This window comes from Streptomyces sp. G5(2025), from assembly GCF_049542075.1.
GTDB lineage: Bacteria > Actinomycetota > Actinomycetes > Streptomycetales > Streptomycetaceae > Streptomyces.
In genome coordinates, this window is sequence record NZ_JBMUZT010000006.1 from 2015080 (window position 1) to 2035307 (window position 20228).

At 72.3% G+C, this 20228-nt stretch carries 16 protein-coding genes; 11 read left to right on the forward strand and 5 right to left on the reverse strand.

What is annotated here, in order from left to right; translation table 11 throughout:
- Positions 1-52 precede the first annotated feature (52 nt).
- The 5 genes from lpdA (at position 53) to ACOBQB_RS20030 (ending at position 8244) form a co-directional block, all read left to right on the forward strand.
- Positions 53-1441, forward strand: a complete 1389-nt coding sequence (gene lpdA, locus ACOBQB_RS20010; RefSeq protein ID WP_423593524.1) for a dihydrolipoyl dehydrogenase — start codon at positions 53-55, stop codon at positions 1439-1441.
- A gap of 109 nt (positions 1442-1550) precedes the next feature.
- The gene (gene sucB, locus ACOBQB_RS20015; RefSeq protein WP_423593525.1) at positions 1551-3353 is read left to right on the forward strand and encodes a 2-oxoglutarate dehydrogenase, E2 component, dihydrolipoamide succinyltransferase; all 1803 of its coding nucleotides are present in this window, start codon (positions 1551-1553) and stop codon (positions 3351-3353) included.
- A 139-nt stretch (positions 3354-3492) separates the two neighbouring features.
- Positions 3493-4116, forward strand: a complete 624-nt coding sequence (locus ACOBQB_RS20020; RefSeq protein ID WP_423593527.1) for a GntR family transcriptional regulator — start codon at positions 3493-3495, stop codon at positions 4114-4116.
- Between the two features lie 275 nt (positions 4117-4391).
- Entirely contained in the window at positions 4392-7145 is a 2754-nt protein-coding gene (gene aceE, locus ACOBQB_RS20025) for a pyruvate dehydrogenase (acetyl-transferring), homodimeric type (protein ID WP_423593529.1), read from the forward strand.
- Positions 7146-7221: 76 nt separating this feature from the next.
- The gene (locus ACOBQB_RS20030) at positions 7222-8244 is read left to right on the forward strand and encodes a helix-turn-helix transcriptional regulator (protein ID WP_423593531.1); all 1023 of its coding nucleotides are present in this window, start codon (positions 7222-7224) and stop codon (positions 8242-8244) included.
- On the opposite strand, the gene ACOBQB_RS20035 is transcribed toward ACOBQB_RS20030, so the two are convergent.
- Positions 8228-9175 (reverse strand): SDR family oxidoreductase, encoded by a 948-nt coding sequence (locus ACOBQB_RS20035; RefSeq protein WP_423593533.1) that lies wholly within the window; start codon positions 9173-9175, stop codon positions 8228-8230. The two genes, ACOBQB_RS20030 and ACOBQB_RS20035, sit on opposite strands and share 17 nt — an antisense overlap.
- A gap of 134 nt (positions 9176-9309) precedes the next feature.
- Here ACOBQB_RS20035 and ACOBQB_RS20040 point away from each other — a divergent pair, with 134 nt between their 5' ends.
- Positions 9310-9831: a DUF4240 domain-containing protein gene (locus ACOBQB_RS20040; protein WP_423598605.1), complete on the forward strand. Its 522-nt coding sequence runs from the start codon at positions 9310-9312 to the stop codon at positions 9829-9831.
- Positions 9832-9847: 16 nt separating this feature from the next.
- Here the strand turns inward: ACOBQB_RS20040 and ACOBQB_RS20045 are convergent, their stop codons facing one another.
- Positions 9848-10642, reverse strand: a complete 795-nt coding sequence (locus tag ACOBQB_RS20045; RefSeq protein ID WP_423593534.1) for an SDR family NAD(P)-dependent oxidoreductase — start codon at positions 10640-10642, stop codon at positions 9848-9850.
- 152 nt (positions 10643-10794) lie between these two features.
- Between ACOBQB_RS20045 and ACOBQB_RS20050 the strand changes: the two genes are divergently transcribed.
- Positions 10795-11436 (forward strand): TetR family transcriptional regulator, encoded by a 642-nt coding sequence (locus ACOBQB_RS20050; protein ID WP_423593536.1) that lies wholly within the window; start codon positions 10795-10797, stop codon positions 11434-11436.
- Positions 11437-12081: 645 nt separating this feature from the next.
- Here the strand turns inward: ACOBQB_RS20050 and ACOBQB_RS20055 are convergent.
- The gene (locus ACOBQB_RS20055; protein ID WP_423593537.1) at positions 12082-13311 is read right to left on the reverse strand and encodes a PP2C family protein-serine/threonine phosphatase; all 1230 of its coding nucleotides are present in this window, start codon (positions 13309-13311) and stop codon (positions 12082-12084) included.
- Positions 13312-13401: 90 nt separating this feature from the next.
- A complete protein-coding gene (locus tag ACOBQB_RS20060) occupies positions 13402-13890 on the reverse strand; it encodes a GNAT family N-acetyltransferase (protein WP_423593538.1) in 489 nt (162 codons plus the stop codon).
- A 107-nt stretch (positions 13891-13997) separates the two neighbouring features.
- Here ACOBQB_RS20060 and ACOBQB_RS20065 point away from each other — a divergent pair, with 107 nt between their 5' ends.
- Both ACOBQB_RS20065 and ACOBQB_RS20070 read left to right on the forward strand, forming a co-directional pair.
- Positions 13998-14912 carry a TIGR01777 family oxidoreductase gene (locus tag ACOBQB_RS20065; RefSeq protein WP_423593540.1) on the forward strand — a complete coding sequence of 305 codons (915 nt, stop codon included), beginning with the start codon at positions 13998-14000 and terminating at the stop codon, positions 14910-14912.
- 168 nt (positions 14913-15080) lie between these two features.
- Positions 15081-16436: an NAD(P)/FAD-dependent oxidoreductase gene (locus tag ACOBQB_RS20070; RefSeq protein WP_423593541.1), complete on the forward strand. Its 1356-nt coding sequence runs from the start codon at positions 15081-15083 to the stop codon at positions 16434-16436.
- 135 nt (positions 16437-16571) lie between these two features.
- On the opposite strand, the gene ACOBQB_RS20075 is transcribed toward ACOBQB_RS20070, so the two are convergent.
- A complete protein-coding gene (locus ACOBQB_RS20075; RefSeq protein WP_423593543.1) occupies positions 16572-18017 on the reverse strand; it encodes a regulator in 1446 nt (481 codons plus the stop codon).
- A 217-nt stretch (positions 18018-18234) separates the two neighbouring features.
- On the opposite strand from ACOBQB_RS20075, the gene lipB reads away from it, so the two are divergent.
- Both lipB and ACOBQB_RS20085 read left to right on the forward strand, forming a co-directional pair.
- The gene (lipB, locus tag ACOBQB_RS20080) at positions 18235-19056 is read left to right on the forward strand and encodes a lipoyl(octanoyl) transferase LipB (protein WP_423593544.1); all 822 of its coding nucleotides are present in this window, start codon (positions 18235-18237) and stop codon (positions 19054-19056) included.
- A gap of 112 nt (positions 19057-19168) precedes the next feature.
- A complete protein-coding gene (locus ACOBQB_RS20085) occupies positions 19169-20134 on the forward strand; it encodes a lipoyl synthase (RefSeq protein WP_423593545.1) in 966 nt (321 codons plus the stop codon).
- Positions 20135-20228 lie beyond the last annotated feature (94 nt).

A 20228-nucleotide genomic window follows, 5' to 3' on the forward strand; every position in this document is an offset into this window, starting at 1 on the left:
TCCCCCGCGCAAAGGGGTCCGGCGTACGGCGCACATGCATGGAGGACGTGACGTGGCGAACGACGCCAGCACCGTTTTCGACCTAGTGATTCTCGGCGGCGGTAGCGGCGGTTACGCCGCGGCGCTGCGCGGAGCGCAGCTGGGCCTGGACGTCGCCCTGATCGAGAAGAACAAGCTCGGCGGCACCTGCCTGCACAACGGCTGCATCCCCACGAAGGCGCTGCTGCACGCCGGCGAGATCGCCGACCAGGCGCGCGAGGCCGACCAGTTCGGCGTGAAGGCCACCTTCGAGGGCATCGACATGGCGGCCGTCCACAAGTACAAGGACGACGTGATCTCCGGCCTCTACAAGGGCCTCCAGGGTCTCGTCGCCTCCCGCAAGGTGACGTACATCGAGGGCGAGGGCAAGCTCTCCTCCCCCACCTCCGTGGACGTGAACGGCCAGCGGATCCAGGGCCGCCACGTGCTCCTCGCGACCGGCTCCGTGCCGAAGTCGCTGCCGGGCCTGGAGATCGACGGCAACCGCGTCATCTCCTCGGACCACGCGCTGACCCTGGACCGCGTCCCGCAGTCCGCGATCATCCTGGGCGGCGGCGTCATCGGCGTCGAGTTCGCCTCGGCGTGGAAGTCCTTCGGGACCGACGTCACGGTCATCGAGGGCCTCAAGCACCTCGTGCCCGCCGAGGACGAGAACAGCTCCAAGCTTCTTGAGCGCGCGTTCCGCAAGCGCGGCATCAAGTTCAACCTCGGCACGTTCTTCGAGAAGGCCGAGTACACCGAGAACGGCGTGCGTGTCACCCTCGCCGACGGCAAGACCTTCGAGGCCGAGGTCCTCCTGGTCGCCATCGGCCGCGGCCCGGTCTCGCAGGGCCTCGGTTACGAGGAGCAGGGCGTCGCCATGGACCGCGGCTACGTCCTGGTCGACGAGTACATGCAGACCAACGTCCCGACCGTCTCGGCCGTGGGCGACCTGGTGCCGACCCTCCAGCTCGCGCACGTCGGCTTCGCCGAGGGCATGCTGGTGGCGGAGCGCCTGGCCGGTCTCAAGACCGTCCCTGTCGACTACGACGGCGTGCCCCGGGTGACGTACTGCCACCCCGAGGTCGCCTCCGTGGGCATCACCGAGGCCAAGGCCAAGGAGATCTACGGCGCGGACAAGGTCGTCGCCCTCAAGTACAACCTCGCGGGCAACGGCAAGAGCAAGATCCTCAAGACCGCGGGCGAGATCAAGCTCGTCCAGGTCAAGGACGGTGCCGTGGTCGGCGTCCACATGGTCGGCGACCGCATGGGCGAGCAGGTCGGCGAAGCCCAGCTGATCTACAACTGGGAGGCGCTGCCGGCCGAGGTCGCCCAGCTCATCCACGCCCACCCGACGCAGAACGAGGCGCTGGGCGAGGCCCACCTGGCCCTCGCGGGCAAGCCGCTGCACTCCCACGACTGACCTTTCAGTCTTCGGGCGCGACGAGACGACGACCAGACTTCCTTCCCCAAGCTCTCGACTACGCTCGAGCAGGGGAGGCCCCAATCTTTTGTAAGGAGCAACTGAAACCATGGCGGTTTCCGTATCCCTTCCGGCGCTCGGCGAGAGCGTCACCGAGGGCACTGTCACCCGTTGGCTGAAGGCTGAGGGCGAGCGCGTCGAGGCCGACGAGCCGTTGCTCGAGGTCTCGACCGACAAGGTCGACACCGAGATCCCCTCCCCGGCCGCCGGCATCCTGGCCTCCATCAAGGTCGCCGAGGACGAGACCGTCGAGGTCGGCGCCGAGCTGGCCGTCATCGACGACGGCTCCGGCGACGCGGGCGGTTCGGCCGCCCCGGCGCAGGCCGAGGCCCCCGCCGCCCCCGCGCAGGAGGAGGCCCCGGCCGCCCCCGCGCAGGAGGAGGCCCCGGCCGCCCCCGCGCAGGAGGAGGCCCCCCAGCAGCAGGCCCCCGCCCAGTCCGGCGGTTCCGCCGAGGGCACCGAGGTCACTCTGCCCGCGCTCGGTGAGTCCGTCACCGAGGGCACCGTCACCCGTTGGCTGAAGGAGGTCGGCGAGGAGGTCGCGGCCGACGAGCCCCTCCTTGAGGTCTCGACGGACAAGGTCGACACGGAGATTCCCTCGCCGGTGGCGGGCGTGCTCCTGGAGATCGTCGTCGGCGAGGACGAGACCGCCGAGGTCGGCGCCAAGCTCGCCGTCGTCGGCGCGCCCGGTGCCACCCCGGCCCCGGCCAAGGAGGAGGCCCCGGCCGCCCCCGCGCAGCAGGAGGCCCCCAAGCAGGAGGCCCCCAAGCAGGAGGCCCCGGCTCCGGCTCCGGCGGCCCCCGCCGCTCCGGCTGCCGCTCCCGCCGCCCCGGCGCAGCCCGCCGCTGCCGCCCCGGCCCCGGCCCAGCCCGCGGCCCCGGCTCAGGCTCCCGCCGCCCCGGCGCAGTCCACTCCGGCCGACGACGGCGCCTACGTGACCCCCCTGGTCCGTAAGCTCGCCTCCGAGAACGGCGTGAACCTCTCCGAGGTCAAGGGCACCGGCGTCGGTGGCCGCATCCGCAAGCAGGACGTCATCGCCGCCGCCGAGGCCAAGCAGGCCGCCCCGGCACCGGCCGCCGCCCCCGCCGCCCCGGCCGCGTCCAAGGCCCCGGCCCTGGAGACGTCCCCGCTGCGCGGCCAGACGGTCAAGATGACCCGCATGCGCAAGGTCATCGGCGACAACATGATGAAGGCCCTGCACTCGCAGGCCCAGCTGACCTCGGTCGTCGAGGTCGACATCACCAAGCTGATGAAGCTGCGCGCCAAGGCCAAGGACGCCTTCGCCGCCCGCGAGGGCGTCAAGCTGTCCCCGATGCCGTTCTTCGTCAAGGCCGCCGCCCAGGCACTGAAGGCCCACCCGGTCATCAACGCCCGCATCAACGACGACGAAGGCACCATCACCTACTTCGACGCGGAGAACATCGGCATCGCCGTCGACGCCGAGAAGGGCCTGATGACCCCGGTCATCAAGGGCGCGGGCGACCTCAACATCGCCGGCATCTCCAAGAAGACCGCCGAGCTCGCCGGCAAGGCCCGCGGCGGCGGCCTCACCCCGGACGACATGTCGGGGGCCACCTTCACCATCTCCAACACCGGCTCGCGCGGCGCCCTGTTCGACACGGTCATCGTGCCGCCGAACCAGGCCGCCATCCTCGGCATCGGAGCCACCGTCAAGCGCCCGGTCGTCATCAACCACCCCGACCTCGGCGAGACCATCGCCGTGCGGGACATGACGTACCTCTCGCTCTCCTACGACCACCGCCTGGTCGACGGAGCCGACGCCGCCCGCTACCTGACCGCCGTCAAGGCGATCCTGGAAGCCGGCGAGTTCGAGGTCGAGCTCGGCCTGTAGTACCGGCGCCGGTGAGGCTGTAACACTCGTCTCATCAGCACGTACGCCCCCGTCCGGAGTTATCCGGACGGGGGCGTCGCCGTATTGTCTAGGGGTCACACGCCCTTTGGGGTCCGCAGCCCCTGCCGGAGGAGCTCTCATGACCGCGCCCGTCGTTCACTCGCTGCGCGAACAGATCCGCGAGCACATCGTGGAGGGGATCGTCAGCGGGCGCTGGAAGCCGGGCGAGCGCATCGTGGAGCGGCGGATCGCCGTGGAGCTGGAGGTCTCGCAGACCCCGGTGCGTGAGGCGCTGCGCGAGCTGGAGACGCTGCGGCTCATCGAGTCCGCGCCCAACAAGGGCGTCCGCGTACGGAACCTGACCGCCGCCGACCTGGAGGAGAGCTACCCCGTGCGGGCGGGCCTGGAGGCGATCGCCGCCGAGCTTGCGGCCGAGCGGCTGGCCGAGGACTGCACGGCCCTGGAGCCCCATGTCGCCGCCCTCTACGAGGCGGATCGGGCCTCGGACGGCACCGGGCAGGTGCGGCACACCGTCGCCTTCCACCGGGAGCTGGTGCGGGCCGCGGACAACTCCGTCCTGCTGCACACCTGGGAGGGCCTCGGCATCGAGGTCTTCACCGCCCTGTCGATCCGCTGGCTGGGCACGGTCCAGCAGTCGTACGCGGAGGAGCACGAGGCGCTGGTGTCCGCGTTCCGGCGGCGCGATCCCGCCATCGCGGAGCTGGTGAAGGCCCACGTCCTCGGCTGCGCGCCGCGTGCCTGAGCCGGTGCTCATCCGTGGCCGCGGGCCCGCAGACGTGCTCCCACCTGCGTAAACCCGTCACATCGAAGGCACCGCGTGCCCACTTTGCTGGCACCGGATGCCGACTTTCGATATCAGGGCAAGTTTTTCGCTCAACGCTTTGATCGATCATCGATCACGGGCTTACAGTCGTCGATGGCTCTCACCAGAGCCTCACGCCCTGTCCTGCCAAAGACAACGGGCACCCCCACCCCTTACCGAACAGGGGACCCCCTCCGACTCAGGAAGGCGGCGCAATGACCGACCCCTCCGCAATCCAGCCGAGCGAGCTCGACCAGCTCCCGGACCGCGACCCCGAGGAGACCGCCGAATGGCAGGCCTCCCTGGACGCCGTTACGCAGGCGGCCGGGCCGCACCGTGCCGCGTACCTGATGCGCCGCACGCTGGAGCGCGCCGAGGGCGCGGGCCTGGCGCTGCCGAAGCTCCTTGAGACCGACTACGTCAACACCATCCCCACCGCGGCCGAGCCTTCCATCGAGGAAGCGGGCGGCGACGAGGAGATGGAGCGGAAGATCACCGCGTGGAACCGCTGGAACGCGGCCGCGATGGTCACCCGCGGTTCGAAGCACGGCGTCGGCGGCCACATCGCGACCTTCGCGTCGGCGGCCTGGCTGTACGAGACCGGCTTCAACCACTTCTTCAAGGGCAAGGAGTCCGGCGAGGCCGCCGGCTCCGGCGACCAGCTCTACATCCAGGGCCACGCCTCCCCGGGCATCTACGCCCGCGCCTTCCTCGACGGCCGTCTGAACGAGGCGCAGCTCGACAACTTCCGCCGCGAGTCGGGCGGCGACGGCCTGCCGTCCTACCCGCACCCGCGCCGCCTGCCCTGGCTCTGGGAGTTCCCGACCGTCTCGATGGGTCTGGGCCCGCTCTCCGCCATCTACCAGGCGCGCTTCAACCGCTACCTCACCAACCGCGGCATCAAGGACGTCTCCGCCTCGCACGTGTGGGCGTTCCTCGGTGACGGCGAGATGGACGAGCCCGAGTCGACGGCGGCCCTCGCACTGGCCGCGCGTGAGGGTCTCGACAACCTCACGTACGTCATCAACTGCAACCTCCAGCGTCTCGACGGCCCGGTCCGGGCCAACTTCCGCGTGGTGCAGGAGCTGGAGGCCCAGTTCCGCGGCGCCGGCTGGAACGTCATCAAGGTCCTGTGGGGCAACGCCTGGGACGAGCTGTTCCAGCTCGACACCACCGGCGCCCTGGTCCGGCGCCTGCGCGAGGTGCCGGACGCGCAGTTCCAGACGTACGCGACGCGCGACGCCGCCTACATCCGCGAGCACTTCTTCGGCGCCGAGCCCGCCCTCGTCGAGCTGGGCAAGCTGCTCAGCGACGACAAGATCAGCGAGTGCTTCCACCTCTCGCGCGGCGGCCACGAGGCCCGCAAGGTGTACGCGGCCTACCGCGCGGCGCTCACCCACAAGGGCGCGCCGACCGTGATCCTCGCGCAGACGGTCAAGGGCTTCACCCTCGGCAAGGGCTTCGAGTCCAAGAACGCCAACCACCAGATGAAGAAGCTGACGGTGGACGAGTTCAAGGACATGCGGGACCTGCTGGACCTGCCGATCCCGGACAGCGCGTTCGTCGACGGCCAGGTGCCCTACGGCCACCCCGGCGCCGACTCCCCCGAGGTCCGCTACCTCCAGGAGCGCCGCGCGGCCCTCGGCGGCCCGGCCCCGGCCCGCCGCACGCAGCCGCTGGCCCCGCTGCCGGCCGCCGCGGACAAGACGTTCGCCTCCTTCGACAAGGGCTCCGGCTCGCAGAGCGTGGCGACGACCATGGCGTTCGTACGCCTGGTCAAGGACCTCGTACGCGACAAGGAGACCGGCAAGCGCTGGGTGCCGATCGTCCCCGACGAGGCGCGCACCTTCGGCATGGAGTCGCTCTTCCCGTCCCTCGGCATCTACTCGCCGAAGGGCCAGACGTACGAGCCGGTCGACCGCGACCAGCTGATGTACTACAAGGAGGCCAAGGACGGCCAGATCCTCAACGAGGGGATCACCGAGGCCGGTTCGATGGCGGACTTCATCGCCGCGTCCACGTCGTACGCGACGCACGGCGAAGCGATGATCCCCTTCTACATCTTCTACTCGATGTTCGGCTGGCAGCGCACCGCCGACCAGATGTGGCAGCTCGGCGACCAGCTCGGCCGCGGCTTCCTCGTCGGCGCCACCGCCGGCCGTACGACGCTGACGGGTGAGGGCCTCCAGCACGCGGACGGCCACTCGCCGGTGATCGCGGCGACCAACCCGGCCGCGCTGACGTACGACCCGGCGTTCGCGTACGAGATCGCGGCGATCGTCAAGGACGGTCTGCGCCGCATGTACGGCGAGGCGCTGCCGGGCGAGGACCCGAACGTCTTCTACTACCTCACGGTCTACAACGAGCCGATGCCGCAGCCCGCGAAGCCCGCGGGCGTCGACGAGGGCATCCTGCGCGGCCTCTACCGCTTCAACACGGCGGAGTCGGCGGGGCTCTCCCCCGCGTCCCCCAAGCTCTCGGCTCCGCTAGACCAGGGAGGTGCCCCCACCGCCGTGCGCATCCAGCTGCTCGGCTCCGGTACGGCCATCCACTGGACGCTGGCCGCCCAGAAGATGCTCGCCGAGGAGTGGGGCGTGGCCGCCGACGTGTGGTCCGCGACGTCCTGGACGGAGCTGCGCCGTGACGCCCTGGAGGCGGACGAGGCGCTGCTGCGCGGCGAGGAGCGCACCCCGTACATCCGTACGGCGCTGGAGGGCGCCCAGGGTCCCGTCCTGGCCGTCTCCGACTACATGCGCCAGGTCCCGGACCAGATCGCGCAGTGGGTCGAGCAGGACTACTCGTCGCTGGGCGCCGACGGCTTCGGTCTGTCCGACACGCGTGACGCGGCCCGCCGCCACTTCGGCATCGACGCCGAGTCGATCGTCGTCGCGGCGCTCGCGCAGCTCGCCCGCCGGGGCGAGGTGCCCGCGTCCGCGGTGAAGGAGGCGCGGGCCAAGTACGGCCTGTAAGCACGCGGTACACCGGTGCGGGTCCCTGCTGTCGGCGGGGGCCCGCACCTGCGTGTGCGGACGGCATCATGGGGTCATGCGCGCTGCCCGCCTCATCAAGATGGTGCTTCTGCTCCAGTCACGGCCCTCCATGACCGCCGCCGAGCTGGCCGCCGAGCTGGAGGTGTCGGAGCGGACCGTCACGCGGGACGCGCAGGCCCTGTCGGAGGCGGGCGTACCCGTCTACGCCGACCGGGGGCGGACCGGCGGCTACCGGCTCATCGGCGGCTACCGCACGCGGCTCACCGGGCTGGGCCGCAGCGAGGCCGAGGCGCTGTTCCTCTCCGGGGTGCCGGGCGCGCTGCGGGAGATGGGCCTTGAGGACGCGGCCTCGGCGGCCCGCCTGAAGGTGTCGGCGGCGCTTATGCCCTCGCTGCGGGACGCCCCGCGCAGCGCCTCGCAGCGGTTCCACCTGGACGCGCCGGGCTGGTTCAAGGAGGCGCCCGCGCCCGAGCTGCTGCCCGCCGTCGCGGACGCGGTATGGGACGACCGGCGGATCACCGCCCGCTACCGCCGCCAGGAGTCCGAGGTGGAGCGGGAGTTGGAGCCGTACGGCCTCGTGCTCAAGGCGGGCGTCTGGTACTTGAGCGCGCGGGTGCCCGACTCCCCCGGCTCCGGGGCGTACCGCGTGTACCGCATCGACCGGTTCACCGCGATCGCCGTCGGTGAGGAACGCTTCGTACGGGACGAGGAGTTCGACCTGCCGGCCTTCTGGGAGGAGCGGGCCGCGCAGTTCGCGCGGGCGATCCTGCGGGCGGAGGTCGTGGTGCGGCTCACCGAGGCGGGTGTGCGGCAGCTGCCGCACGCCACCGACCGGGCGGTGGCGCGGGAGGCCATGGCCGGCGCCGGTGAGCCCGACGCGTCGGGCAGGGTGACGGTCACCCTGCCCGTCGAGAGCGACGACGTGGCGTATACGCAGCTCATGGCGCTCGGCCCGGAGGTGGAGGTGCTGGAGCCGGCCGCGCTGCGCGAGCGGTTCGCGGAGGCGGCGGCGCGCTCGGCGGCGCTCTACGGTAGCCCTACCGGTAGTTCTACCGGCAGCTCTACCGGTAGCCGGTGACGTCCGCCGTTTCGCTCTCCTGGTCGACCTCCGTGATGTACCGCCAGGCGTCGGGCGCGGAGCCGTCGATGTCCGTGAAGCCGTACTCCTTGGCGAGACCGCCGCTGGAGAGCGACGCGCCGTTGTACCGCGCCACGTCGGGGTCGGCGGCGAGGGCGACGAGCGCCCGGCCGACGAAGGTGGGCGTCTCGGAGATCGCGAAGTGCGGGTTCTGCTCGCAGCCCGCCCGCCAGTTCTCCTCGGTCACCTTGAAGTGGGTGTCGAGCATGGCCTCGGAGCGCAGCCAGCCGGGGGACAGCGCGAGGGCCGTGCAGCCGTACTCGGCGACCTCCTCGGCGAGGCCGCGGGCCATCCGCAGCGGGGCGGCCTTGGCGAGGTCGTAGTAGAAGGGCTTGCGGTAGTTCGGGCCGTTGTACTCAGCGGTGCCGTCGGTGACCTCGACGACCAGGCCGCCGGGGTTCCTGATGAGCAGGGGCAGCGCGTACCGGCTGGTGACGATGTGGGTCTCGACGCCGAGGCGCAGGACGCGCAGCCCTTTGTCGAGGTCGTGCTCCCACATCTTCTTGTCCCACTCGACGTGGAGGTCGCCGCCCCAGATGTCGTTGACGAGGATGTCCAGGCGGCCCTGCTCACGGTCGATCCGCTCGACGAGGGACGCGACCTGTGCGGGCTCCAGGTGGTCGGTGGGCACGGCGATGCCCGTGCCGCCCGCGGCGTCGACCAGCTCGGCGGTCTCCTCGATGGTCTCGGTACGGCGGCCGACCTCGCTGATGCGCTCGCGCGTGGTGCGTCCCGTGACGTAGACGGTGGCTTTGGCGCGGCCCAGTTCCACGGCCATGGCGCGCCCGGCGCCGCGCGTGGCACCGGCGACGAGGGCGGTCTTCCCGGTCAGGGGCTGTGCGGGGTCGCCTGCTTGCTGTGTGGTCTCCATGTCCTTGAGGCTTCCACCGAAAGAAGACAACTCCTGTCGGTTTTTCCAAGGGCATGTGCGCGCATAACGAGACAGCCGCATTCCGGCGCACTCCGCATGCGCCCCCACTCCGCAGGCCCGATGCTGGACCCGTGATGGACGAGACGGAGTTCTGGGAGATCGTGGACAGCACCCGCGAGGCCGCCGGCGGCGACCCCGAGGACCACGCCGAGCTGCTCGTCGAGAGACTGCTGGGGTACGACCCGGACGCCGTCCTCGACTTCGCCCGCCACTTCGAGGCCCGGTACAACCGCGCCTACCGCTGGGACCTGTGGGGTGCCTCCTGGGTGCTGCTCGGCGGCGCGAGCGACGACGCCTTCGACTTCTTCCGGTGCTGGCTGATCGGCCAGGGCCGGGAGGTCTTCGAGGGCGCGCTGCACGACCCCGACGCGCTCGCCGATCTCCTGGACGACTTCGACGAGGAGCTCGACGGCGACGGCGAAGAGCTGGGCTACGCGGCCGATGAGGCGTACGAGCAGCTCACCGGCCTCGTCGCACCGGACCTCGGCATCCTGCCCGCGCCGCCCGAGCCGGTGGGCACGCCCGTCGACTTCGAGGACGACGCCGTGATGGCGCAGCGCTATCCGAAGCTGTGGGGTCGCTTCATGGCCGACTGAGCCCGGAACATGCGGCTCAGTAGTGCGTGCCGCCGTCGATCCGCACCTCGGTGCCGGTGATGAAGCGGCCGTCGTCCGAGGCCAGCATCGCGACGACGGAGGCGACGGTCTCCGGGCCCGCGAAGCCCTGGCCGAGGGCGGGCGCCAGCTTCACGAACAGGCTCATGTCGGCGTTCTCGGGCAGGCCGGGGCCAAGGCTCTGCCGGCTCGCACCCGAGCCGTCCGTCATCCCGGAGGAGATGGAGCCGGGCTGTACGGCGGTGAACCGGATGCCCTGCTTCGCGTACTCGGCGGCGAGGGCGTGCGTCATGGACTGGATGCCGCCCTTGCTGGCCGCGTACGCCGCCATGTACGGGTGGGCGAACATCGCCGAGGTCGAGCTGAAGTTGACGACAGCGGAGCCCTCGCCCTGGAGCAGTGCGGGTATCGCCTCGCGGATCATCAGGAAGGTGCCGGTGAGGTTGACGGCGATGACCTGGTTGAAGGCGTCGAGGGTGGTCTCGTGGGTGTGCGAGGAGCGCAGGATGCCCGCGGCGTTCACCAGGACGTCGAGGCCGCCGAGCGCGGCCGTGGCGGTGGCGACACCGGCGCGGACCGAGGCCTCGTCGGCGATGTTCACGACGGCGGTGGTGAGGCGCTCCGCGTCCGCGCCCGCCTTGGCGACGGTGTCCTTGAGCCCGTCCTCGCTGACATCGGCGGCGACGACCCTGCCGCCCTCGGCCAGCATGCGCAGCACGGTGGCCTGTCCGATGCCGGAGCCGCCGCCGGTGACCAGGGCGCGGCGTGCCTCGTAACGGTTCAGGGTCTGCATTGTCGTACTCCCACTTCCGGAGCTCTCGGCTCCGCTCGCTTGCCCGGGGCGCGCTTCCCCGGGTACGTCGTTCACATTACGCCCGACTGGCACAATGTGCCAGTAAGGCCCGCGATGCCAATACGCGGGAGTGGGCCGCGTAGTCTGCCGGGGTGAGCACACAGCCCCTGACCCTCACCGAGCGCCGCAAGCTGGCCACGCAGCTGGAGATCGCACACGCGGCGGCCGAACTGTTCACCGCGCACGGGACCGACGGCACCACGGCCGAGGCCATCGCGCACCGGGCCGGGGTCGCGCTGCGCACCTTCTACCGGTACTTCCGCGCCAAACAGGACGCCGTGGGACCACTGCTCGCCGTCGGCGGGGAGCGGTGGCGGGCGCTGCTGGCCACGGCGGAGCCGCGGGCGGCCCTGCCGGACGCCCTGCGGGCAGCGGTCCGTGAGGTGCTCGCCGCGCCGGACAAGGCGGCGGCGGAGGGACTGCGTCAGGTGCGCGGCCTGCTGCGCGCCGCCGCGGGGGACCCGGCGCTGCGGGCCGTCTGGTACCGCGTGAACCAGGAGTCCGAAGAGAAACTCCGACCCGTCGTGGCCGAACGCGCGGGCCGAGGGGCAGGCCAGGGGACGAGTCAGGGGGCGAGCCCGCTCCAGGTCCGCCTCGCCGCGGCCGCAGCGACCGCCGCGATCCGGATCGCCCTGGAGACCTGGTCGGAGACGGACGAGGATGTCACGGGCCCCAACTCCCCCGCGGACCTCGCGGTACGGTGCCTCGACCGGCTCATGGGCCCTGGGTGGTGAGAGGGCGCAGCGCAGGGAGTGCCGGGGGTACCGGGGCCACAGGCCGCCAGACGGCGCGGCCGTCGGGCCCACGGGGCGTGAGAGGGCGCGGTGCCGGGCCCACGAGACGCGAGACGGCGCGGCCCCGAGCTACGGGCCGTCAGACCCGGATCGTGACGGCGCGCCGCCGAGCCACAGGCCGCCAGACGGGGGCCGCCGGACCCACGAGGCGCGACACGGCGCGGCGCCGAGCCACGGGCCACCAGACCCGCATCGCGACAGCGCGACAACAAGCCACGCGTCCTCAGACGGCGCAGCACCGGAGGTGCCGGGCCACGTACCGCCAAACGGCACGGGCGCCCGGCCCACGGGTCGTGAAACCGCGCGGAACCAGGCCCACGAGGTGTGAGACGGCGCGGCGGCGGGCCCATGGTCGTGAGACGGCGCGGTACCGAGCCACAACCGTCAGACCCGGATCGTGAGACGGCGCGGCAACCAGCCCACGGATCGTAAGACGGTCGGGCGCCGAGCCACAGGCCGCCAGACGGCGCGGCACCCGGCGCCCACGCATCGTGAGGCACCGCGGCACCCGGCGCCCACGCATCGTGAGGCACCGCGGCACCCGGCGCCCACGCATCGTGAGGCACCGCGGCACCGAGCCCGGCTCTAGCCGGCCGGCTCCGGGCCCGGAGCCTCCCCCTCCGGGGCGTCCCTCTCCGCAGCCTCCTCCCCACCGGCGTCCGCCTCCGCAGCCTCCTCCCCACGGGCGTCCCTCTCCGGAGCCTCCTCCTCCGGGGCGAACACCATCATCGTCACGTCGTCCCGTACCGTCCCCGCGTAGCGCACCACGTCCGACCAGACCCGCTCCGTGAGGCCGGCCGGGTCGTCCGGGGCCGCGGGGTCCGCCTTCACCATCTCGCTGATCCGGTCGGCCAGCGGATAGAACGTGCCGGACGCGTCGCGCGCCTCGCTCACCCCGTCGGTCAGGCCGAACAGCCGGTCCCCCGCGAGCAGCGGCACCGTCAGCTGTTCCGGCGGGGCCAGGCCCGCGATGCCGAGGCCGAGCGGAGGGCCTGACGCCACCGGGAGCTCGGTGACCTCGGGGCCGCGCAGCAACAACGGCGGCGGATGGCCGCAGGAGACGACGCGGACGACGGAGGAGTCGTCGGGGAACTCCAGCAGCACGGCCGTGGCGAACAGCTCGGCGTGCTCGTCGCCCTCCGAGTCGACCACGAGCCTGCGGTCGAGGCGGCCCGCGACGCCCTCCAGGTCGGGCTGGTCGAGAACCGCCTCGCGGAAGGCGCCGAGCAGCGCGGCGACCGTGCCGACGGCGGCCAGCCCGTGCCCCTGCACATCGCCGATGAGGGCCCGTACGACGCCCGGCCCCCTGCGTACGTCGAAGAAGTCGCCGCCGACCAGCGACTCGTGCTGCGCCGCCTGGTACAGGCCCGCGAACCGCACGCGCCCGACCCGTTCCGGCAGCGGCGGCAGGACCGCGAACTGGGCCGCCTCGGCGACCGTGCGGACTGTGACGAGCTGGGCCTCGCGGCGGCTGCGCACCCAGGCGAAGACCACGCTGAGCAGGGCGATGAAGGCGATGGTCAGCTCGTCGCTGTTGCCGGGACGGCCGAGCCCGAAGCCCGGCAGCGAGAGCAGCACGACCACCGTGCCGCCGAGCAGCGCGGTGGCGGCGGGCCCGTACGACAGGGCGGCCAGCGGCGGGGCCGCCGCGACCAGGAAGGTCAGGTCCACCGTCTTCGGGGTGATCAACTGGAGGCAGGCGATCACGACCAGGAGCAGGGGCGGGGGCCAGCGCAGCCACGGCGGGGGCGGTGTACCGCGCAGCAACCAGTCGCGCTGCTCCGCGTCGCGCCGTCTGGCCGCAGCCCTGATCATCTCTTCACGCTCCTACGCACGCGGGGACACCGCACGCCGAGCCGGTCCGTCGGGTGCGGGGTCCCGGCAGACCGCGGGGACCTCCGGGGGTCACAGAGGACGGCCCATCAGCACGTCGTCGACGTACTCGCCGTCCAGCAGGAACTCGCCCGGTAGCACGCCCTCGATGACGAAGCCCTCCGTTTCGTAGAGCTTGCGGGCCGGGGTGTTGTGCCCGAGGACCCGCAGCGTGATGCGGACCGCGCCCTGCCTGCGCGCCTCGTCCATGGCCGCCCGGATCAGCCGTCTGCCGACCCCCGTGCCGCGTACGTCCTCGGCGACGAGGAAGCCCTGGATCTGGCGGACGTGGGCGTTGACGATCAGCGGGGTGGGGAAGCCGAGCTTCACATAGCCGACGAGCCGCCCGTCCAGCTCGGCGACGAGGTGGTCGTGGGGGCCGAACCGGTCGCTGAAGAAGGGCTCGTAGGGAGGCTCGGGGCGGGGCTGCACCGCGTGCAGGGTGGACCACGCGGCGCGGTCGAGACGGGCGAGGGCGTCGTCGTCCTCGGGCAGCGCGGTACGTATGTGCATGTCCGTCATGGCGCCACTGTACGGCGGCGCCCGCCCCGCCCACCGGGCTTTCCCGGCCGTGCGCCAACGCGTCCAGCGACAGGGCCCGCCACGCCGTTCGGAGGCAGGATGGACCCATGGAACCCACACAGCAGCAGCGTCATCGGGTGGCCGTCGCCGGCGCCTCCGGGCTCATCGGCGCCGCGCTCACACGCTCTCTCGCCGAGGACGGGCACGAAGTGGTCCGGCTGGTGCGCAGAGCACCCCACGGCAAGGACGAGGTGCGCTGGGACGCCGAGGAGGGGTACGTCGACACGGTGGGCCTCACGGGCTGCACGGCGGTCGTCAACCTCGCGGGCGCGGGCATCGGCGACCACCGCTGGACGGACGCGTACAAGCGGGAGCTGCGCGACAGCCGGGTTCTGGGCACCGGCACACTCGCCGCCGCGGCTGCCTCGCTCGACGTACCGCCCCGGGTGTTCCTGAACGCCAGTGCGATCGGCTACTACGGAGACACCGGTCAGCGCGCGGTGGACGAGAGCGCCCCCGCCGGGGAGGGGTTCCTGCCGTCGCTGTGCGTGGAGTGGGAGGCGGCCACCTCGGTCGCCGAGCGGGCGGGCATCCGTACCGTCGTCGCCCGCACCGGCCTGGTGGTGGCGCGCGAGGGCGGCGCCTGGGCGCGCCTCTTCGCGCTCTTCAAGGCGGGCCTCGGCGGCCGCCTCGGCAACGGCAGGCAGTACTGGAGCTACATCTCCCTGCACGACGAGGTCGCCGCGCTGCGCCATCTCCTCGACACGGAGTCGTTGTCGGGCCCGGTGAACCTCACGGCACCCGATCCGCTCACCAACGCCGAGGTGACGGCCGCGATGGGGCGGGTGCTGAAACGGCCGACGCTCCTCACGGCACCGGCTCCGGCGCTGCGGCTGGTGCTCGGCGAGATGGCCGGCGACGTCCTCGCGAGCCAGCGGGTTGTGCCGAGGCGCCTGCTGGACTCCGGCTTCACGTTCACGTACCCCGGCATCGAGGAGACGCTGCGGGCGGCCCTGAGGTGAAGGGGCCCTGAGGATCTCGCCGCGTGCGACCGGCGTGCGACCGTGCCCGGTGCGTGCGCGACTGCCGCCGGCCCGGCCCGCTCCTACCCTCGTCCCGAAGCCGGGGATTCCGGAGCCTCGTCGGGGGCATCAGCTCCCCACCAGCCGCGCGACCTCTGGGAGGGGCACGTGCTAGAGCCAGCGCACCATGCGGATGTCGTCATCGTGGGGGCCGGGGCCGCGGGGCTCTCGGCCGCGCATCGGCTGACCAGCGCCGGTGTAACGACCGTTGTCCTGGAGGCCGCCCCTTACGTCGGCGGCCGTATGTCGACCGAGAAGGTCGACGGCTTCCGGCTCGACAGGATCGGGCAGCTGCTCACCACCTCGTACCCGGAGCTGCGCCGCACGCCGGGTCTCGACTCGCTCGTCCTGCGTCCCTTCGCCCCCGGCCTGCTGGTGCACAGCGACGGCCGCCACCACCGCGCGGCCGAACCGCTCCCCGGACGGAGCGCAAGGGGCGCACTCACGGCGGCGCGCGCCCTCGCGAGCGCCCCCCGGGTGCCGCGGTCCGTACGGTCCGCCCCCGGCACGGCGTCCCGCGGTGCCGCCCCGCTCGGCGGTCCCCTCGACCAGGCCCGGCTCGGCGCCGCGCTCGCCCGCCTCGCGGCGACCCCCGTCGAGCGTCTGCTGTCCCGCCCCGAACTCCCGGCGGCGCGCGCCCTGGCCGCGCGCGGGCTGCCCGCCCGCACCATCGACGGCTTCCTGCGCCCCCTGCTCTCCGCCCTGCTCTGCGACCCCGGCCTGACCACCTCAAGCCGGTGCGCCGACCTCGCCCTGCACGCCTTCGCGCGCGGCCGGCTCTCCATACCGGAAGGCGGCGCCGAGGTCCTGCCCGAGCTGCTCGCCGCCGCGCTGCCGCCGGGCACCGTCCGCACGGGGGTGCGTGTCACCTCGGTGGCCACCACGTCCGTCACCACCGCCGAGCACGGCGAGATCGCCTGCCGAGCCGTACTGCTCGCCACCGACGCCCGCGCCGCCGCCGAGCTGCTGCCCGGCCTGCGCGTACCGCCCTTCCACGAGCTGACGGTGTTTCACCACACCGCCCCCGAACCGCCCCTCGACGGTCCCGCGCTGCTCCTGGACGCCGACCGCGCGGGCCCGGTCGCCCACACGTCCGTCATCAGCCGGGTCGACCCCTCGCGCGCGCCCGCCGACCGCGTCCTCGTCTCCTCGACGGTGCTCGGCCCGCCGCCGGACGAGCGGACGGTCCGCGCGCACCTCGCCACGCTGTACGGCACCCCGACCGACCGCTGGGAACTCCTCGCCGCCCATCACACCCGCGAGGCCGTGCCCGCGATGCCGCCGCCGCACGACCCGCGCCGCCCGGTCCGCCTGCTCTCGGGGCTCTACGTCTGCGGGGACCACCGGGACACCAGCACCGTGCAGGGCGCCCTGCACTCGGGCCGCCGCGCGGCGCACGCCGTACTCACCGACTTCGGCATCGCACCGGCGTACGCCCAGGACGCCCTGCCCGCCGCGGCCTGAGAGACCCCACCGGCCCAAGTGACCCCACCGGCCCAAGAGACCCCACCGGCCTGTGAGACCCCACCCCTGAGACCACGTCCCGGAAGCCCCCGTACCCCCACGCGGGGGCTTCTCCCTGCCCGCCGCGGCCCCCGGTCACCCGAGAGCCGCGACCCTGTCGCGATACCCCCGCACCGGCGCCGCGTCCCGGTACGGCTCCAGGCGGCGCTCGAATTCGCGTACGTACTCATGGGCCCGGACGGAGCGCATGTCACCCGCCGCCTGCGCCGCCTCCGCGCCGAGTTGGCAGGCCTGTTCCAGTTCGCCGAGGCCGAGGCGCGCGGTGGCGAGCACCACCCGGCAGAACAGGCGGCTGCGCGCGAAGCCGGGCGCGCGCAGTTGCAGCGAGCGCTCGGCGTGCTGGGCGGCGAGGCGGTACTGCTGGAGGTCGCGGTAGCAGTGCCCGAGTTCGTCCGCCAGCTGCGCCTCGTCGAAGAACCGCGCCCAGTGCGGCACCTCGTCGCCGGGCCGGGACGCTTCGAGCGACCGCTCGGCCCGCATCAGGGAAGCCGTGCAGGCCCGCGCCTCGCCGAGCACGCCGTGCCCGCGCGCCTCGGCGGCGTACAGCAGGGACTGCACGACGGGCGGCGCCGAGGAGCCGACGCCCTGCTGGGCCACGCGCGCGAGCTGCACGGCCTCGCGTCCGTGCCCGAGGTAGACGGCCTGGCGGCTCATCGTGACCAGCACGTAGGAGCCGTACGCCCGGTCGCCCGCCGCCTGCGAGAGGCGCAGCGCCTGCACGAAGTACCGCTGGGCGAGCCCGTGGGCCGCGATGTCGTACGAGGTCCAGCCCGCGAGGCGGGTGAGGTCGGCGGCGGCCGCGAAGAGCCGCCGCCCGGCCTGCTCGCCGTAGGTCCCGCGGAGCATCGGCTCGGCCTCGTGCTCCAGGTAGCGGACGAGGGCCTGGCGGGCGTGGCCGCCGCCGTAGGCGTTGTCGAGCGCGCGGAACAGCTCGCCGACGGAGCGCAGCGCCGCGATGTCGCCGTTGGTGACGCGCTGTCCGGGTCCGCGGTCGGACTCCCTGCGCAGGCGGGGCACGCCGGGGCGGCCCTGGGCGGGCACGCGGACATGGCCGGGATCGGTCTCCCCGCGCCCGACGCGCTCGTCGGCCCGGCCGATCAGCCAGTCCCTGCTGGGCACGACGAGCCCGGCCGGGGTGAACGCGATCTTCCGCAGTTCGGCGTGGCTGCCGGAGTCCTTGCGCCACAGACCGCCGACGATGTCGACGGCTTCCTCGGGAGTGGCGGCGAACTCAAGGCCCGCGTAGACCGGCGCGCACGCGTCGAGTCCGAGATCCTGGGCGGACAGGCGCCGCCCGAGGCGTCTGGTGAAGACCTCGGCGATCAGCGCGGGGGTGGTGCCTCGGGGCTGCTGGCCGCGCAGCCATCTGGTCACGGACGTCTTGTCGTAGCGCAGGTCGAGGCCGTGTTCGAGGCCGAGCTGGTCGACGCGGCGCGCGAGGCCCGCATTGGAGAACCCGGCTTCCGAGATGAGCGCGGCTAGCTGGCGGTTGGGAGTGCGCTGCGGGGGTCGTTCCGTCATCGGCTGTGCGGTCTCCTGCCTTCCGGGCCTGCCTTGAGCAGCCCTTATGGCCTCGTGAACGGCGCGAATGTAACGGCCATCACAGCCCGTGGATGCGCCTTCTCCAGCTGTTCATCCGATCGTGTGAGGAACCCGGGCCCGAGTTGCCTCCGGAGGTGGCCCGTACAGTGGCAGGGGCGCGATATGTGCACGGTGAATGTTCAGGGAGGCACCTGCCGTGAGTGAGTTTCGGTTCGTCCGTATGGGCTTCGGCCCGGACGCCGTGGAGTACCAGGAGGCATGGGACGAGCAGCGCCGCGTGCACGCGGCCCGTTTCGCCGACGAGGTGCCCGACACCTGCCTGCTCGTGGAGCATCCGTCGGTCTACACCGCGGGCCGGCGCACCGAGGACAGCGAGCGCCCGCTGGACGGCACGCCCGTCGTCGACGTGGACCGCGGCGGCAAGATCACCTGGCATGGCCCCGGCCAGCTCGTGGGCTATCCGATCCAGAAGCTGCCGCGCCCGGTGGACGTCGTAGCACATGTACGGCGCCTGGAGGAGGCTCTTATCCGAACGTGTGCGGAGTTCGGCCTGGAGACCTCGCGTGTCGAGGGCCGCAGCGGCGTATGGGTTCTCGGTGATCCGGTGGCGGAGCGCCCCGCGCTCGGCGGCCTCTCCCTGGACTTCGACCCGCGCCTGACGGACGACGAGTTCGACCCCCGGTTCAACGGCCCGGAGTACGCCCCGTCCAACGCGGGCCAGCGCCGCGAGGACCGCAAGATCGCCGCGATCGGCATCCGCGTCGCCAAGGGCGTGACGATGCACGGCTTCTCGCTGAACGTGAACCCGGACAACACGTCGTACGACCGGATCATCCCGTGCGGCATCCGCGACGCGGGCGTCACGTCCCTCGCGTACGAGCTGGGCCGCGAGATCACCATCGCCGACGTGCTGCCCGTCGCGGAGCGGCATCTGCGGGACGTGCTGGAGAACGCGGAGCTGAAGCCGCGGGTCGTGGAACGGCAGGCGGAGAAGCAGGCCGAACCCGCCGGATCCTGAGGGAATGCTCTCCTCTGGCCAGAGGTTGGCCGGAAGTAAGCCCCGTGAAATAACGGGCGTACCCTTGGGTGCGCCGATGAATCGAAGATACGCCAGCTAACAGGGAGCCGATGTGTCCGCAGTCGCACCCGACGGACGCAAGATGCTGCGCCTGGAGGTCCGGAACGCCCAGACCCCCATCGAGCGCAAGCCCGAGTGGATCAAGACCCGGGCGAAAATGGGCCCCGAGTACAACGCCCTGCAGAAACTCGTGAAGAGCGAGGGGCTGCACACGGTCTGCCAGGAGGCGGGCTGTCCGAACATCTACGAGTGCTGGGAAGACCGCGAGGCGACGTTCCTCATCGGCGGCGACCAGTGCACGCGGCGCTGTGACTTCTGCCAGATCGACACCGGCAAGCCGCAGGCCCTCGACCGCGACGAGCCGCGCCGCGTCGGGGAGTCCGTCGTCACGATGGACCTGAACTACGCCACGATCACCGGTGTCGCCCGCGACGACCTCGACGACGGCGGCGCCTGGCTGTACGCCGAGACGGTGCGCCAGATCCACGCGATGACCGCGGACCGCGCCGAGGGCCAGACCAAGGTCGAGCTGCTCATCCCGGACTTCAACGCCGACCCGGACCAGCTGGCCGAGGTCTTCTCCTCGCGCCCCGAGGTCCTCGGGCACAACGTGGAGACGGTGCCGCGCATATTCAAGCGGATCCGCCCCGGCTTCCGCTTCGAGCGCTCGCTGGAGGTCATCACGCGGGCCCGCGAGGCCGGCTTGGTCACCAAGTCGAACCTCATCCTCGGCATGGGCGAGGAGCGCGCGGAGATCAGCCAGGCGCTGCACGCGCTGCACGAGGCGGGCTGCGAGCTCATCACCATCACGCAGTACCTGCGCCCCACCCCGCGCCACCACCCGGTGGAGCGCTGGGCCAAGCCCGCGGAGTTCGTGGAGCTGAAGGAGGAGGCCGAGGAGATCGGCTTCTCGGGTGTCATGTCGGGCCCGCTGGTCCGCTCCTCGTACCGTGCCGGCCGCCTGTACCAGATGGCGATCGAGAAGCGCGGGGCGTACGTGGCCTCGCAGGCGGTGTGACACCGGCACATGCCGTTCGCGCGGGCACTGTGTGAATCCGCGCACAAGGAGCTACTGGTTAGTAGAACCCGCAACGACGCGGTTCGTGCGATCC